Origin of the sequence: Methylophaga frappieri, assembly GCF_000260965.1 — a bacterium.
Lineage (GTDB): Bacteria > Pseudomonadota > Gammaproteobacteria > Nitrosococcales > Methylophagaceae > Methylophaga > Methylophaga frappieri.
In genome coordinates, this window is sequence record NC_017858.1 from 1 (window position 1) to 16,254 (window position 16,254).

General features: G+C 54.5%; 19 protein-coding genes. 12 read left to right on the forward strand and 7 right to left on the reverse strand.

Annotation, left to right across the window (positions count from 1 at the left end; genetic code table 11):
- Positions 1-57 precede the first annotated feature (57 nt).
- The 7 genes from Q7C_RS12960 to Q7C_RS12990 all read right to left on the reverse strand — a co-directional run bounded on the left by Q7C_RS12960 (position 58) and on the right by Q7C_RS12990 (position 5,544).
- Positions 58-312, reverse strand: a complete 255-nt coding sequence (locus Q7C_RS12960) for a helix-turn-helix domain-containing protein (protein ID WP_008929992.1) — start codon at positions 310-312, stop codon at positions 58-60.
- Positions 305-1,378, reverse strand: coding sequence for a hypothetical protein (locus Q7C_RS12965; protein WP_014708244.1), 1,074 nt, complete (start codon positions 1,376-1,378; stop codon positions 305-307). Before Q7C_RS12965 ends, Q7C_RS12960 begins: the two co-directional genes overlap by 8 nt.
- 40 nt (positions 1,379-1,418) lie before the next feature.
- A complete protein-coding gene (locus tag Q7C_RS12970; RefSeq protein ID WP_008929947.1) occupies positions 1,419-1,853 on the reverse strand; it encodes an antirestriction protein in 435 nt (144 codons plus the stop codon).
- A 121-nt stretch (positions 1,854-1,974) separates the two neighbouring features.
- A complete protein-coding gene (locus Q7C_RS12975; protein ID WP_014708245.1) occupies positions 1,975-2,271 on the reverse strand; it encodes a hypothetical protein in 297 nt (98 codons plus the stop codon).
- An 86-nt stretch (positions 2,272-2,357) separates the two neighbouring features.
- Positions 2,358-2,663, reverse strand: coding sequence for a hypothetical protein (locus Q7C_RS13730; RefSeq protein ID WP_041367294.1), 306 nt, complete (start codon positions 2,661-2,663; stop codon positions 2,358-2,360).
- 1,357 nt (positions 2,664-4,020) lie between these two features.
- Complete coding sequence (trfA, locus tag Q7C_RS12985) at positions 4,021-5,151, reverse strand: plasmid replication initiator TrfA (protein ID WP_008929949.1); 1,131 nt, start codon at positions 5,149-5,151, stop codon at positions 4,021-4,023.
- A gap of 45 nt (positions 5,152-5,196) precedes the next feature.
- On the reverse strand, positions 5,197-5,544 hold the full coding sequence (locus Q7C_RS12990; RefSeq protein ID WP_008929950.1) for a single-stranded DNA-binding protein: 348 nt from the start codon (positions 5,542-5,544) through the stop codon (positions 5,197-5,199).
- A gap of 98 nt (positions 5,545-5,642) precedes the next feature.
- Here Q7C_RS12990 and Q7C_RS12995 point away from each other — a divergent pair, with 98 nt between their 5' ends.
- The 12 genes from Q7C_RS12995 (at position 5,643) to cysZ (ending at position 15,945) form a co-directional block, all read left to right on the forward strand.
- Positions 5,643-6,026 (forward strand): transcriptional regulator, encoded by a 384-nt coding sequence (locus Q7C_RS12995; protein WP_008929951.1) that lies wholly within the window; start codon positions 5,643-5,645, stop codon positions 6,024-6,026.
- Positions 6,027-6,277: 251 nt separating this feature from the next.
- Complete coding sequence (gene trbB / locus Q7C_RS13000; RefSeq protein WP_008929952.1) at positions 6,278-7,237, forward strand: P-type conjugative transfer ATPase TrbB; 960 nt, start codon at positions 6,278-6,280, stop codon at positions 7,235-7,237.
- Between the two features lie 26 nt (positions 7,238-7,263).
- Positions 7,264-7,689 (forward strand): IncP-type conjugal transfer pilin TrbC, encoded by a 426-nt coding sequence (trbC, locus tag Q7C_RS13005; protein ID WP_014708247.1) that lies wholly within the window; start codon positions 7,264-7,266, stop codon positions 7,687-7,689.
- Positions 7,690-7,691: 2 nt separating this feature from the next.
- Positions 7,692-8,003 carry a conjugal transfer protein TrbD gene (locus tag Q7C_RS13010; RefSeq protein ID WP_008929954.1) on the forward strand — a complete coding sequence of 104 codons (312 nt, stop codon included), beginning with the start codon at positions 7,692-7,694 and terminating at the stop codon, positions 8,001-8,003.
- Positions 8,003-10,540, forward strand: a complete 2,538-nt coding sequence (locus Q7C_RS13015) for a VirB4 family type IV secretion/conjugal transfer ATPase (RefSeq protein ID WP_008929955.1) — start codon at positions 8,003-8,005, stop codon at positions 10,538-10,540. The genes Q7C_RS13010 and Q7C_RS13015 overlap by 1 nt, the downstream gene beginning before the upstream one ends.
- Positions 10,540-11,322: a conjugal transfer protein TrbF gene (locus Q7C_RS13020; protein WP_014708250.1), complete on the forward strand. Its 783-nt coding sequence runs from the start codon at positions 10,540-10,542 to the stop codon at positions 11,320-11,322. Before Q7C_RS13015 ends, Q7C_RS13020 begins: the two co-directional genes overlap by 1 nt.
- Before the next feature lie 17 nt (positions 11,323-11,339).
- Complete coding sequence (gene trbG, locus Q7C_RS13025; RefSeq protein ID WP_014708251.1) at positions 11,340-12,245, forward strand: P-type conjugative transfer protein TrbG; 906 nt, start codon at positions 11,340-11,342, stop codon at positions 12,243-12,245.
- A 2-nt stretch (positions 12,246-12,247) separates the two neighbouring features.
- Positions 12,248-12,721, forward strand: a complete 474-nt coding sequence (locus tag Q7C_RS13030; protein ID WP_008929958.1) for a conjugal transfer protein TrbH — start codon at positions 12,248-12,250, stop codon at positions 12,719-12,721.
- Between the two features lie 3 nt (positions 12,722-12,724).
- The gene (locus tag Q7C_RS13035) at positions 12,725-14,152 is read left to right on the forward strand and encodes a TrbI/VirB10 family protein (RefSeq protein WP_008929959.1); all 1,428 of its coding nucleotides are present in this window, start codon (positions 12,725-12,727) and stop codon (positions 14,150-14,152) included.
- A gap of 27 nt (positions 14,153-14,179) precedes the next feature.
- Complete coding sequence (gene trbJ, locus Q7C_RS13040; RefSeq protein ID WP_014708253.1) at positions 14,180-14,941, forward strand: P-type conjugative transfer protein TrbJ; 762 nt, start codon at positions 14,180-14,182, stop codon at positions 14,939-14,941.
- A gap of 9 nt (positions 14,942-14,950) precedes the next feature.
- Positions 14,951-15,178 carry an entry exclusion lipoprotein TrbK gene (gene trbK / locus Q7C_RS13045; protein ID WP_008929961.1) on the forward strand — a complete coding sequence of 76 codons (228 nt, stop codon included), beginning with the start codon at positions 14,951-14,953 and terminating at the stop codon, positions 15,176-15,178.
- A gap of 11 nt (positions 15,179-15,189) precedes the next feature.
- A complete protein-coding gene (gene cysZ, locus Q7C_RS13050) occupies positions 15,190-15,945 on the forward strand; it encodes a sulfate transporter CysZ (protein WP_014708255.1) in 756 nt (251 codons plus the stop codon).
- Positions 15,946-16,254 lie beyond the last annotated feature (309 nt).

The following is a 16,254-nucleotide window of genomic DNA, read 5'->3' on the forward strand; positions in this document are numbered from 1 at the left end:
TTTATCGAAACATTTTAGCGGCTAAAATCACAATTCCAAGCATTTCCTTCCTGGCGTTCAACCTTCTTCCCAAATCTTGCCAAGCCCGGCCATGTCGCAAAGCAACGCCCACGCGGCATAGGGAATATGTGTTTCTTCCCCGATCCAGCGGCGCACCGTTCTATCGCCCTTTTGCCCAAGCCCGACCTTTTTAGCAGCTCCGCCACCTGTAAGCCCGGCAAGCCGCAGCACTTCGCGGATTTCATCGCCTGTCGGGCGCTCCCACTTTTCAGCAGGGCGCAGGCATTCCAGCCTGATATTCGGATCACTCATTGTTTGTCTCTCCTGTGTCTATGACGGGGCGCAACTGATCAAAGCTGTAGATCGAATGCACCGATTTAGGGTTGTACTGGACCACGCGCCGCCCGTTACGATTGATACGGTACTTTATAGGCTCGTCGTCGTGTGCCCACACCTGGGAAGAGTTGGGGGACAGTTTCGTGATAATCACAAACTTGCCTATGTCCTTCTCAAATACAGGGTGATGGACGCTAATAATTTCGCACCGTTGGCCCGGCTCGAAACGCCTTGTTACCTCCCTGGCGTTCAGGTTTGCGGCCTTGGCCGCCGTTGGTTCGGGGGTTGTGGCCTCCTGTTCCACCTCCGGCAGCTCCTTTGCCGGTTTCTCTGCCTCAATCCTTGCTTGCGCTTCCTTGGCCCACTTGCGGGCAACAAACGCCTTCTGTGCGGGCAGCACAACGTCTACAAGGGCATAACCAGGGGGTATGTCCAGGGTCGCCGGCGAACGTCGCGCAGGCGGCTCCAGAGAAGCCATAGCGGCGGGCAAAGGGGAACGGGCAAGCCGGTCCCTGTAGCTCGTTTCAATTTCAGGCCGCTTATCCTTGAGGTAATCGGCCAGTATGTCTTTTGCCGCCTCTTCCACCGTCGAACCAAACCGCAGCCCGTCGAAATGGGACCGATAGCCTGTCTCTGATATAAACCAGGCGTCCAGGTCTACCGCGTGAAACGAAAAGAGCGCGGTTCCCTGGCTGCCAAGGCTGCCAAACTCGACCAGGACGCGCATACCATCGACAACAACAACGAACGCCCCTTTCTGGCCCCACTTAGGAACCATCCCGGCATCGGCCTGACAATGGCTTTCAACCACGTTACCAGGTGAATCAGAATCCGCGCTGCAACCAAAGAAGGTGCCGCCGTTCATCTTCCAAATAACCGCCTCATATCGAGCCATAGCACCGACAGCCCTTTCCTCGTCCTCTTCCAATACAGCACTGTGCAGGGCATCCACGACCTCGGCAGCCAGCTCCAGCAACGCGCCTTGCTCGTCGGGCATCGAGGCGGCCAGCTTGGCCGCTTGATCGTCTCTCTTATCCATCATCGTCACACGATGACCCCGGCTTGCGCCGGGGCCTCTCCTATCAGTCGATAGCGCCAAGGATCGCAGCGGCTTCCGCGTGATCAAGCGCGTACTCTCTCAGGAAGTGATAACGGTCAATCAGGGCGTCACCCTCGGCGGTTCCCTGGGCTTCGGCGGCCAGGTGCCCAAATGCGAACAACGTGGCTACGATCCCCGCCGCGTCAGCCGACATAGAGCCAGAAAACCAGTTACCGGCAACCTCCAGGTGCATGTCGGCGTCAATGGCCGGGGCCATGTAGTAACCGCCGTTCGACAGCGTGTAAAAGTGCCAGAAAGCGCCTTTGTAGTCCTGGCAAAGTTTGCCCATGTAACCCAGCACCAGGGCTTCGCCGCGCGTCATTCGGGCCTTACCAAACGCAGCAGGGTAAAACGTCATGCGGCGACCTTGCGGAACCAGGGAAGCGGTAACAGGGGTGTAATCGGTTGTATCAGTCATCGGAAAATCTCCGGTTATTGACCTGGGCAGTGTGCCCGGCCTTCGATGTATATAATAGGGCAATTTGCCCTAATCAGTCAATAGCCAAGCACAAAAAAACCCGGATAAACCGGGCTTTTTCTCAGTGGACACAAAGGGTTAGTGTCGGTTTCTTCGGCTCGGGGCGCTCCTGCTCCTGAATCCGTTTCGCAGCTTGCTCTAGGCGCTTGCGGGCTGCCTCCAGGCTCTTCCCGTGTTCTTCCAGGTCAGCAGGCTTAGCCCGTTTGCACTCCAGGGCCTCAACAAGCCCAATGACGCGCTCCACGCGCTCAACCCAATAGCGAAGCTCCTGGGCACCAACACAGGCGTGATAGTCCACGTTTGCCATGCGGTACAGGTGATCAACTGAATTGCGAAATTCTTTAACTGATACGTTCATCGGACAATCTCCGGTTATCGACCTGGGCAGTATGCCCGGCCTTCGGTTTACAAGGGTAGGGCAGGCTTGCGCCCGCCCCTCAAAGATCAATGAAAGTCAGGCTCTGCGCCGCACTCGCCACAACCGGCCTCGTAGGGATCGGCTCCGGCTTCGCCGCATTCGTTGCAAATCCAAGTTGACTCTTCTGGCTCGGTAGCAACGCGGCTGAATCGACCGCTCTTGGAGTCCTCCAACCATTCGCCCTCGCTCTCAAGCTGGAACGTGAAGGTGTGACCGGCATGGCAGGTGCCTTGCCACGGTGTTTCCGGGGTGTCGGTGTCTTGGGGGACAGCAGCGCCGCAGACAGGGCACAGGGGGCGGGTGAGATCAGGGGTGTAAGTGTAAATCGTCATCGGAAGCTCTCCGGTTGTTGACCTTGGCGACTTGCCCGGCCTTCTGTCTATAATAATAGGGCAAATTGCCCTCTATCCCTCACTTTCAAAGGGTTTCATTGAAACTTGAGGGGCTGAAAACTGGTGTGGCCTGGTAATAAAGTCGGTAACAAGGTAATAAAGTTGGTAACTTCCGGCTTCGCCGCAAACCTGAATTCATTAAGTCACAAGGTTTATCAACAACTTAACCGACCACCACCGCACCTTAGTTCGTTCTGAGAACGTGACTTTCCGCCTGAAAGTTACCAACTCTATTTTTTATTCAGGTTTTTTCAGTGCGGAAGAATGCGGACTATAGCGGCGTTTTGTTACCAACTTTTTTATGATCTGACAACTGGCTCCGATCTGGCCGCCTCCTTTCCTTGGCGTTCAAACAAACGAACTTCTAAGGTTGCACAATGGCTTAGGGTCGCTTTACACGCTCCAGGATGCGCGGTGTTTGACAATCGGGGAGTCCAGAGGGGCGGTAGCCCCTTTGGGCATAGCGCAGCGTAAGCGCACGTTCTAATGGGGTGAGGACGCGCAGCGGCCGAGGGGCTTGCCCCTGGGGGGGATGGGAGGACGCGCAGCGTCCGGGAGGGATCGAGAAGGGGGGTCTCCCCCCTTCGGGGGCCGGTTTTCGCTTTTCGGCTTTGCGTGCCAAGTGAGCATTTTTCGCCCAATTGGTTATAAGAATTTTGGTATATTTTTTGGTATATAAAGGGTTAAAAGAAGGTTAGGGGGCCTAAAAAATCCTCTCAAGACCTTGTTTTAAATGTATTTTTTGGTTATCCCCCGCCCCTCAAGTGTCAGCAAACCCGCCCCTCATGTGTCTATATTCTGCCCCTCAAGTGTCAGCAAACCCGCCCCTCATATGTCAGTAGGTGCGCCCCTCATATGTCAGCAGTGCATCGGGGTTACTCACAGGGTTATACCTATGAAATGTGGATAACTGTTCGCCAAGGGCTGGCTTTCGCCAGGTTTGGACACCAGGGAAGGGGGGATTTTCACGTTGGCCCCCCAAGTGTCAGCAGTGCGCCTAGGTCGCTGGCCCCTCATATGTCAATCACCGCCCCTCAAGTGTCAACCAACAAAATTTATCCCCACGGCCTACCCACAAGCTCCAGGGTCGAATCACCCTCCCTGTGGCGTTCAACCAGGTACAGCCTGGAAGGCTTCGCCATTAGTAATACGCACGGACCTGTCTCACCGCTGAAAACACTATATGTGGTGTCCGATCGCAGCTGATAAGGCACTAGATATAGTATTCTCTTCGCCCTGGCCCCTCATAGATCAATAAAAAAGGGGCCGCAGCCCCTTTGTCCTCGATGCGTGGCCATCAGCTCCGCCTGCACCCCAGGGAGTCAGCGGAAACCCAAGCATCGGCAACCAGACCGCTCTCTTTCAGCTCTTCACACGCTGCCCCGACCTGCTCCCGCCACTTCTTAGCTCTGGTCGATTCCGAGCCGCACATAAGCCGGAAGGTTTCCAGCTTCAACGGGAACGGCTCCTTGTGTGAAGCAAAGTAGTCGAACATGCGGCGGGCGGTAGGGGACAGCTTGCGGTACTTGTCCCAAATGAAGCGCGAATAGTAGTCACCGGCAAACAGCACAACCATTTCTTCATCAATCATGACCTGGCATCGAGAATTGCGCTTGCCTCGATCCAGGACGCGAAACCGGCTGATTAGTGATAGTGACTCAAGACGACCAATCCGCTTGGATTCAAACTGCATGGCCGATGCCTGCAATCGTGACAAACACTCTTCGGCTTTCTTGTAGTAACGGCCATTAATCGACCACCCCAAGTCCTTGCACAGCTCATAGAACGTGAAGCTGATAGGATCGCCAATAGGCGAACGCTTGGAATACTCCATAACCTGTTGCCATACTAGCTCGTCATCTTCTGCCCGAAGCTCTACGCCCGTATAGGTGATGTTCACATCGTTTCCGATGCTATAAATAGGCTCGCTCTGCAAAGCTGCGCGGGGCACTCGTTTGTTTCGCACAGTGAAAAGAGCCGACCGGGCGTAATCGTTCGGCAATGCCCGCATATGGTCGCCCCAGGGCGCAATATCAAACAATGATAGCTGGGCGTCCCTGATCTCCTGCTTGGTGTGTTTTAGCAGTGCCGCCTGGCGGGCTTCATCCACTTTTGAGGCCAGCGCATCCGTCGCGCCTTTCTTTCGCCCTGGCTTCTTGTCGCTCATGGCTTCCCCCTTGACAGCCGGGGCCGCGTCGTTGGCCTCCGTGGTGTTCTGGTTAGCGTTGGTTGTATCAGGAAGGGCAGGGGCTTCGGGTTCAGGAATGCCCGGCAGGGTGATCGCCTCGCCAATGGGGCGAAGCCCTGCCTTTGCTGACTTGGTTTGATGGTATGCTGTTCTGGACGCAATTTCTTTTGCTTTGTCTGGATCGACACCACCGACAATCAGCTTTTTTATATATTCTTGTTGGTTAAAGTCGTCTGCCATTTACTGCCCTCCTGATAACACCCCGGCTAGGCCGGGGCCGACGCCTTAGCCCTGTGGTTGTCCTTCCGGGGCTTTTGTATCTAGGTAATCAATCTTTTCCGCAATGAAGTCGGTGCCGAACTCGGTTTTGCCATCTTTCTCGAAGCGGGTATTTTCGATGCGCCCCTGGACAAACACCTTGGAACCTTTCCCCAGGTAGCGGGCAGCACTGTCAGCGGTCGCACCAAACGACTTGATGCGGAAAAAGTCCGTCCTTTCTTGCTTGTCAGCACCTTTCCCCCATGTGCGGTTAACAGCAACATCAAATATTGCGCGACTACTGCCGCCTTGGCTGTTATGTAGCTCTGTATCGCGGGTCAGATTTCCGATAAACTGGAACATGTTGTGGCTCATGGTAGAGTCTCCTTTCGTTATGACAAGGGGAGTATAGCTATACTTTTATGCCAAGTCAAAAACTTTAGCGGCTAAAATCGGCCTACAAGAGAGGCAAGGTGTATAACTTCATCTTTTTCACTAACGTGCTGCGCATCCTTGATGAACGGCACATGACCAAGAACGAACTGGCAGAACGCTCCGGCGTTTCCATTTCGTTTTTGTCGGACTTAACAACGGGTAAGGCTAACCCCTCACTGAAAGTGATGGAAGCCATAGCGGCAGCCCTCGAAACGCCGCTTCCCCTTCTCCTGGAGTCAACCGACTTGGATCGGACGGCGCTGGACGCCCTGGCAGGTGGAAAGATGCCGAATAGCTTGCCAGCAGGCTATGAGCGCGTTTGTGCTGTGCTTCCTGAGCATCGGGCCTTCCAGGTAAAGAAGTGGGGCGAAGAAACAAGAAAAAAATTGCGGGACATGGACGCCACACAAAAGGACTATTGACTTTTTTTGTAAGAAATCCCTCCCTGATGCCGTTGGATTTTAGCGGCTAAAAAAGGCTGCCGGGCCTTTTAAAACCGGAATCACCGAAAAGGACCGTTGCGCTAGAGGCGTGATATAGGCTCGCGGGTGTCACCCGTGAGCCTCGTGGACGAAATCATCTAAACTTTTTTGTTCGTTATGTTGCGCGGTCTTTGTTTTCGGTATATCGTATGTACTAGAAACGGATTAACCGAAAATATCGGGGCAACTGAATGCAACAGAAAGACGCAACCGGCTCCATTAAGGACCGGGCCAAAAGAAAGTTAGAGCGGGATATTGGGCCTGAGCTTCTACAGGCTCTGAACGACTCTAAGACGGTTGAGCTTATGCTCAACGCAGACGGTAAAGTTTGGATTGAGCGTCTAGGTGAGGCGATGCAGTGCATCGGGACGCTTAGACCGGCTCAAGCCCAAGCGATTATCGAGACGATTGCCGGTTATCACGGCAAGGAAGTCACCCGAAGCAAGCCCATCCTTGAGGGGGAGTTTCCCCTTGATGGTTCACGTTTCGCAGGCCAGCTACCTCCTGTAGTTCCGGCCCCTACCTTCGCCATTCGTAAGAAAGCCGTTGCGATCTTCACCCTGGATCAGTACGTGGAAAACGGCATTATGACCGCCGCCCAAAAACACGTCCTGGTTGAAGCCGTGGCAGCACACCGAAACATTCTCGTCATCGGCGGCACCGGCTCAGGCAAGACCACACTGGTTAACGCCATTATCAACGAAATGGTGATTACCGATCCCACCGAGCGGGTTTTCATCATTGAGGACACAGGCGAAATCCAGTGCGCCGCTGAAAACCACGTCCAGTACCACACAAGCCTTGACGTCTCCATGACGGCACTGCTGAAAACAACTTTGCGCATGAGGCCCGACCGCATCCTGGTCGGTGAAGTGCGCGGAGCGGAAGCCTTGGACCTTCTCGACGCCTGGAACACCGGGCATGAGGGCGGCGCTGCAACACTGCACGCCAACAACGCTAACGCTGGCCTGGCTCGCTTGCGGTCGCTGATTACTCGTAATCCAGCGGCTCCAGCCGAGATTGAACCGCTAATTGGCGAGGTGGTTCACATCGTTGTTCATATCGCCAGAACCCCGGAAGGCCGCCGCATCCAGGAAATCCTAGAGGTTTCCGGTTACAGCGATGGTCAGTACATCACCAAATCCCTTTAAACGCAGGAAAACTAGGAGTAACACCAATGCAACTCACTCTTCCATCCATCCACCTCAACCGTTCGGCCATGTTCTACCTTGGCCTGTTCGCGGCTCTGTTCCTGGTCATGGCTGTTCAACCGGCTATGGCTTCGGAAGGGACGGGCGGCTCACTCCCTTACGAAAGCTGGTTGACCAACCTTCGTAACTCAGTGACCGGCCCCGTGGCGTTCGCCCTGTCCATCATCGGCATTGTCGTCGCAGGCGGCATCCTGATCTTTGGCGGTGAACTTAACGGCTTCTTCCGCACGCTGATTTTCATCGTGTTGGTAATGGCTCTGCTGGTCGGTGCGCAAAACATGATGTCCACCTTCTTCGGTCGTGGTGCGGAAATCGCTGCACTGACTGACGGTGCAGTTAACCAGGTTAGCGGCGCGGCCATGCGCCTCGTTAACGGTATCCAGGCGGTGTAATTATGGCTCTGCGCACGATCCCCATTCGTAGAGCTGGCAACCGAGAAAACTTGTTCATGGGCGGGGATCGTGAGCTTGTGATGTTCTCGGGACTGCTGGCAGGGGCACTGATTTTCAGTGCTCAAGAGGTCAGGGCAACGGTATTTGGTATTGGCCTGTGGTTCGGTGCGCTTTTTGTGTGCCGACTCATGGCTAAGTCAGACCCGAAGCTGCGCCATGTCTATCTGCGGCACCGCCGCTACAAGGCATATTATCCGGCTCGCAGCACGCCCTACAGAGAAAACACAACAAGCCAAGGGAAGCAATACAAATGATGATTCAAGCTATTTCATTTGCCATTGCTGTCTGCGGTGCGGCGCTGTTGCTTATCCTTTTTGCCCGTATCCGTGCGGTCGATGCTGAATTGAAGTTGAAAAAGCATCGCTCCAAGGACGCGGGGCTGGCTGACTTGCTTAATTATGCCGCTGTTGTTGATGACGGTGTGATTGTCTGCAAGAACGGCGCTTTTATGGCGTCGTGGCTGTACAAAGGGGACGACAACGCCAGCAGTACCGACGAACAGCGGGAAATGGTGTCGTTTCGTATAAACCAGGCGCTTGCGGGCCTGGGTAATGGCTGGATGGTTCACGTTGATGCGGTGCGCCGTCCAGCTCCCAACTATTCAGAACGCAATGTTTCGGCTTTTCCCGATCCGGTTTCTGCCGCGATTGACGAGGAACGCCGTCAGCTCTTCGAGGGCTTGGGCGCGATGTATGAGGGGTACTTTGTTCTAACCCTGACATGGTTCCCGCCTCTGCTGGCTCAGCGCAAATTCGTTGAACTCATGTTTGACGATGACGCCGAAGTGGTTGGCAAAAAAGCCCGCACCAAAGGCTTGATCAACCAATTCAAGCGCGAGATTAGCGGCATTGAAAACCGTCTGACTACTGCCGTTAAGCTAACCCGCCTTCGCGGTCAGAAGATCGTGAACGAGGACGGCAGCAGGGTTACGCATGACGATTTTCTTAGCTGGCTGCAATTCTGCGTTACTGGTGTAAGCCATCCGGTTCAACTGCCCAACAACCCGATGTACATGGACGCTTATATTGGCGGTCAAGAAATGTGGGGCGGGGTAGTGCCGAAGGTTGGCCGCAAGTTTATTCAGGTCGTTTCTATCGAGGGTTTCCCCTTGGAGTCTCACCCTGGAATCTTGAGTGCCTTGGCAGAATTGCCGGTTGAGTATCGTTGGTCATCGCGCTTCATCTTCATGGATCAACACGAATCCGTTAAGCACCTGGACAAGTTCCGCAAGAAGTGGAAACAGAAAGTCCGGGGGTTCTTTGACCAGGTATTTAATACCAATAGCGGCAATGTGGATCAGGACGCCCTGACAATGGTTCAGGATGCAGAATCCGCAATTGCCGAAGTAAACAGCGGCTTGGTCGCCGTTGGGTATTACACCAGTGTCGTCGTCCTTATGGATGAAAGCCGGGACCGCCTGGAACAGTCTGCACGTCAGGTAGAGAAGTCAATAAACCGCCTGGGCTTCGCTGCACGAACTGAAACCATCAATACCCTGGACGCTTACCTGGGCAGCCTGCCGGGCCACGGTGTAGAAAACGTGCGCCGCCCGCTGATTAACACGATGAACCTGGCCGATCTGCTGCCGACAAGCACCATCTGGACCGGAACCGCCGAGGCTCCTTGTCCGATGTATCCGCCCCTGTCTCCGGCGCTCATGCACTGTGTCACCAGTGGGTCAACGCCGTTCCGTTTGAACCTGCACGTTCGTGACCTGGGGCATACCTTCATGTTCGGCCCAACGGGTGCCGGTAAATCGACACACTTGGCCCTGATTGCGGCTCAGCTCCGCCGTTACGCTGGCATGTCGATCTTTGCCTTCGACAAAGGCATGTCGATGTATCCGCTAACCAAGGCAGTCGGCGGCCTCCATTTCTCTGTCGGCGCTGACGATGACCGCCTGTCCTTCTGCCCTTTGCAGTACCTGGAAACCAAGAGTGATCGCGCTTGGGCAATGGAATGGATAGACACCATCCTGGCGTTGAACGGGGTTAACAGCACGCCCGCCCAGCGAAATGAAATCGCACATGCGATTGTGAGTATGCACGAAAGCGGGGCGCGTACCCTGTCTGAGTTCTCTCTGACGATCCAGGATGAAAGCATCCGTGAGGCTATCCGCCAATACACGGTTGACGGCTCTATGGGGCACCTCCTGGACGCTGACGAGGACGGTTTGTCTCTGACCGACTTCACCACGTTTGAAATCGAAGAGTTGATGAACCTGGGCGAGAAATTTGCCCTGCCGGTCCTGCTGTACCTGTTCCGCCGCATTGAGCGAAGCCTTAAAGGCCAGCCTGCCGTCATCATCCTGGATGAAGCCTGGTTGATGCTCGGGCATCCCGCATTCCGCGAAAAAATCCGGGAATGGCTCAAGGTGCTGCGTAAGGCGAACTGTCTGGTTCTCATGGCAACACAAAGTCTGTCCGATGCAGCTAACTCCGGCATCCTGGACGTTATTGTGGAGTCCACTGCGACCAAGATTTTCCTGCCGAACGTTTACGCCCGCGACGAGGACACATCTGCCCTGTACCGCAGAATGGGCCTTAATGCCCGTCAAATTGAAATCCTGGCAACGGCTGTTCCAAAACGACAGTACTACTACGTCTCTGAAAACGGTCGCCGCCTCTATGACCTCGCCCTGGGGCCTTTGGCTCTGTCGTTTGTCGGTGCATCCGACAAGGAATCCGTGGCAGCTATCAAGCAACTGGAAGCCAAGTTTGGCGAACAGTGGGTGCATGAATGGCTCGCAGGTCGTGGCCTGAAACTTGATAACTACCTGGAGGCAGCCTAATGAGCTTTTCCGAGAAACTTAAAGGGCTGATGTTCAAGAAGCCCGCTCCTGGTTATGACCAGGAAGAAACTGCCGAGATCGAGGCGCAGGACAAGAAATCGAAACGCCAAGGGGACGATGAAAACCCCTATCTGACTGCTCGCCGCACCTGGAATGAGCACGTTGGTTCGGTGGTGTCATCACGCCAGACCTGGCAAGTAGTGGGCATCCTGTCATTGATGATTGCGCTTGCCGGTGTCGGTGGCGTTATCCATATCGGCAGCCAGTCCAAATTCATCCCTTACGTGGTGGAAGTGGACAAGCTGGGTGCAGCTCAAGCGGCGGGGCCGGTTACTGGTTCTGATTCTGCCGACCCGCGTGTTTTGGGTGCCACTGTGTCGGAGTTCATCGAGAATGCCCGCATGGTGTCGCCTGACGTTGCTCTGCAACGCAAGGCGGTATTTAGCGTTTACGCGCACCTGGCCCCTAACGATCCCGCGACCACAAAGATGAACGAATGGCTGAACGGCAACGCCGATGCCAGCCCGTTCAAACGTGCCACCAAAGAAATGGTGAGCATCGACATTACGTCTGTTCTGCCGCAAACGCCGACCACATGGCAAGTGGACTGGACAGAAACCACGCGGGACCGCCAAGGGGTATTGAAGGGCCAACCGGCTCAAATGCGCGCCCTCATTACCGTTTATACCGCAGACACTTCAACGCAGACCACGGAAGAGCAAATGCGTAATAACCCGCTGGGTATTTACGTGCGTGATTACTCCTGGTCACGGCTGCAATGATTACGAGGCAATTAACCATGAAGAAACAATTTTCCGCTGTGATCCTGGGTGCTGCGCTGTTGGTGCCCTCTCTGGCTACGGTCGCGCACGCGAACGGGCTTGAGGACCAGTTCTTTACCAATGACAACCCGACGCTGACCGATCAAGAGCGCCAAGCCCTGGCGATTGCACAGCGCTGGCAGGCCGGGGGCGGCAACGGCGGCATTCGTCCTTTCACTGGCCGCAATGGAGCTATCCAGTTTGTATTTGGTGCGCAGTCTCCAAGCGTGGTGTGTGCAGTCCTCCAGGTTTGTGACATTGCGTTGCAGCCGGGCGAATACGTTAATTCAATCCAGTTGGGTGATACCGCCCGCTGGAACGTAGAACCAGCCATTTCCGGCACCGGGGCAGGGGAAACCCAACACCTGCTTATCAAGCCGATGGACGTGGGCCTGGAGACAAGCCTGGTCGTCGCTACCGACCGGCGCGTTTATCACATTCGCTTGCGTTCTCACCGCACCGAGTACATGCCGCAGGTAGCGTTCACCTACCCGGAAGATGCCCTTGCCAGGTGGGACACGATCCGCAGCCGTGAACGCCAGCACCGCGAGGACAACACCATCCCGGAAACCCGCGAGTACCTGGGCGACCTGTCGTTTGATTACGAGGTGTCTGGCTCTGCGTCGTGGAAGCCGGTGCGCGTTTTCAATGACGGTCACAAGACCATCATTCAGATGCCGCGAGCCATGCAGCAAACGGAAGCCCCGACGCTGCTGGTAGTTCGCAAAGATGGCGGCCTGTTCTCCGACCCTGAAACCGTCATGGTCAACTACCGCGTCCAAGGGGATCGCTACATCGTCGATACGATGTTCAACAAAGCAATCCTTATCTCTGGCGTTGGCAGCAACCAGGACAAAATCACAATCACTAAAGGGGACGATTAATCATGCGCAAACTTATCGTCGCAGTTCTGCTTTCGCTGGGCTTGGCCGGGTGTGCAACGCACGCCCCATACGGCAACTTTGTCGAGAATCCGACAGGGCTAAATCAGCATGAAGTCGCAAGCGATTCAGTCGAAAAAATCACCGAGCTGTACCCGCCTGCAAAAACTCGCTTCGAGCTGAAACAGCCTACCCCGGACGCCTTCGGCATGGCTTTGGTTCGCGGCCTCCGTGATCGCGGTTACGCCCTCCTGGAGTTCGACCCGGAAGCAGCCAAGGCGCAGCAACAAGCCTCAACGGCCACGGCGAACCCGACTCCGACCGGATCAGGCTTGCCGCTTCGTTATGTGTTCGACCAGTTCACCGGTACCAACATGTATCGAGTGACCATCATGGTCGGCAATGAGTCGCTGACCCGCCCCTATTCGCAAGAAAACGGCGGCATCGTTCCAGCGGGCTATTGGGTTCGCAAGGAGTAAGAAATGAGCGAAAACAACGATCAAATGTCCCCGGACGCCTCACCTGGTGAGGTGTCCAAAAAATCCGGGGTGCGTCGCGTCAACAATCGCCCGATGTACATTTTGTTTGGTGTCCTCGGCTTGTTTCTCCTGGTCATGATGATGGTTGCTGCCGACCGTGCAGCCCAGCAAAACGCACCAGGTGAGGGGCCGAAGGAGCAGGCAGGCAATACCTCCATGTTTGCCAATGAAATCGCTGGCACGCAGATAGACGGGTTTGTCCCGGCTGCCGAGCCTCCAAGCGTTCCGTCCCTGGACGAACCTGTTGCGCCTGAGCAAGAGGAACCGCAGGAAGAGAACCAGGCCGCAGCCCCTGTAACTGTGGCTCGCCCGGTAAATCCTGACCTGCCCCCGGCTCCGCCTCAGAACACCGGCTCACGATCCCAACTGGACGATGAAGCCCAACGCATTCGCATGGCGAAACTGCAAATGCTGGAAGAGGCCATTAAAGCCAGAACCGGCGTTCAAGCAGTTGCTCCGCGTAGCAGTAGCGACGGCGGTTCATCGCAGCCGGTCGGCAATCGCCCGGAATCGCGCCAGGACATGATTAACGAAATCGCCCGTGTCCGTCAGCAGATTGCGTCTAATCGTTCCGACGATCCAACCGCCGCTTATCAGCAGCGCTTGGCTCAGATTGAAGGGATGCGCAACGGCGGTTCAGTCGGTGGCAGTGGTGGCAGCAATAGCGCCCCGATGTTGCTGCAAACCTCCGCGAACGGCGACGGCAATGGTTATTCGCAGTTTGATAATAACGGCGGTGATCGTTGGCAGCTTGGCGAGCAAGTGCAGGCCCCGCGCAGCCCTTACGAGCTTCGCGCAGGCTTCGTCATTCCGGCCACGCTGATTTCGGGTATCAACTCTGACCTGCCAGGTCAGATTGTGGCTCAGGTATCACAGGACGTATCAGACACGGCAACGGGTAGTCACCTGTTGATTCCACAGGGTTCGCGCCTTGTCGGCTCTTACTCGAATGATGTGGCCTACGGCCAAGAACGGGTATTGATTGCCTGGCAGCGCATCATCTTCCCGGATGGCAAGGCGCTGGATATTGGTTCAATGCCAGGCGCGGACGCTGCCGGTTACTCCGGTTTCCATGACCAGGTTAACAACCATTATCTGCGCATTTTCGGCTCTGCGTTCCTTATGTCTGGTGTCACGGCGGGCGTAACGCTTAGCCAGGACAACGACAACAACGACGACAGCAATAACCAACGTGCCAGCGATGCACTTAGCGAGGCGCTAGGTCAGCAGCTCGGTCAAGTCATGGTCGAGATGATCCGCAAGAACATGAACATTGCGCCGACACTGGAAATTCGCCCCGGTTATCGCTTCAACGTGATTGTCACCAAAGACATGACTTTCTCGAAGCCTTACAGCTCATTTGATTATTAACGCCAAGTACAAAAAGGAGAAAACGCCATGAAGAAGAGATTTTTAGCCGCTAAAGTTGCTCTGGTCGTCGCCATGACGGCCAGCACTTTGCCGCCTGCTCAAGCCGGTATCCCTGTTATCGACGGCACCAACCTGACGCAAAACATCATGTCAGCCCTGGAGTCCGTTGCGCAGACTGCCAAGCAAATCCAGGAATACCAAACACAACTCCAGCAGTATGAAAACCAACTGCAAAACACGATGGCCCCGGCAGCCCATATTTGGGATCAAGCGCAGCGCACCATCAACGATCTGAACCAGGCGACCAACACGCTCGCCTATTACCAAAACCAGCTTGGCAGCCTCGATGCTTACCTGGGCAAGTTCCAGGACGTGGCCTATTACCGTGGCTCACCATGCTTCTCACCTGCGGGATGCAGCGATGCCGAATGGGCCGCAATGGATGAAAACCGCCGCCTAGCGTCCGAGTCTCAGAAAAGGGCCAACGACGCGGTTTTTAGGGGCTTGGAGCAGCAGCAAGACAACCTGGAAGCCGACGCCCGACAGCTTGTCCGCCTGCAATCTGCCGCCCAGGGCGCAGACGGCCAACTGGCCGCCATTGGCTATGCCAACCAGCTCGCCAGCAACCAGGCCAACCAGCTCTTGCAAATCCGCAGCCTGCTGATTGCCCAGCAAAACGCCGTAGCTACCCGGATGCAAGCTGACGCTGATAAAGAGGCGCAGCAACAGGCTGCCGCCGAACAAGTCCGAAAGGGCGACTTTGTACCTAGTCCAGATCGCTCTTGGTAAGGGGGACCAATGAAATCAATCAACACTATTCAATTACTCGGGGCCGCCACGATGGCGGTCCTTCTAACCGGATGTTTTGACGAAAAGATGCCGGAAGTAAACGACATCAATTGTCAGCACGAAAACGTCTTGAAGATCGAGGACAAGGCCATGCAGCAAGAATTTGCTTCTAAGTGCCTGCGTCGTGGCAACCCTCGGGCTGGTGAGTTCAAAGCCAGCCCTGAGAAAGAATGGTGAGGTGCTGAATTATGAAACTGCCAGCCAACCTTAAATCCGCCATGCCGTTAATCGTCTGGCTGGCGTTTTTTGTTGCGGCTCCCGCTCATGCCGCAATCGACAACTCCGGCGTACTGGATGACGTCCTGGCTCGCTATTCGGCAGCAGCGGCCTCCTGGGCCGGTGTTATCACCGACGCTGCAACCTGGTTACCTGAATGGTTATCCAATGCCTTGATGTGGATCCTCTGGCCATTATTTGCAGTGCTGATTGTGTTAATAGTGTTTTTCACCTTCTCCATTCTCGCCAATATCGTGGCGGCACCATTTAATGGACTATTGGCGGAAGCTGTGGAAAAACGTTTATCCAATCAGGCTCCACCAGAACAAACTCTCTGGCAATTAATTGCTGATACGCCAAGAATGATTTTTAATGAATTACGCAAATTGGCCTATTTGCTGAAATGGATGATTCCACTGTTTATCCTTTCTTGGATACCTGGACTGAATCTCATCGCCCCCCTGCTATGGTTGTTTTTTACCAGTTGGACTCTGGCACTTGATTATCATGACTATCCGATGGGAAATCATTTAATGGGATTTAAGCAGCAACGAGAACTACTCAGAACCAAACGATCGTTGGCGTTAGGCTTTGGGATGACAACTTTGGGGGCAACAATGATCCCGGTAATAAATTTTCTGATTATTCCAGTCGCCGTGGCTGGTGCAACGGCCTTGTATGTTGCTCGTTTGCAAAATATGACCAAAATACCAACAAAGGTAGTTTAGCGACTATATTTATCAGAATTAAATGTTGGGGGTACGGCTAGGCAACAGTTATTAGTCGTTTTATAGCACCCTATCTTCTTGAGCATCAGTTGATGCTAATACAAATGATGCAAGATTAAACTATAAGTGATCAATCTGTTCACCGTACTTACACGAAATAAACTTTCCCTTTAAAACCTTTTAAGTTGCAAAATTCGCACACTGTATGATTATTACCACAATTAACGATTGCGCTTCTAAATAAGAAGCATTATTATTACTAAATTCAACAGCAGCAACTAAAATTTCAAGTTAGTGAATTTACAAGGA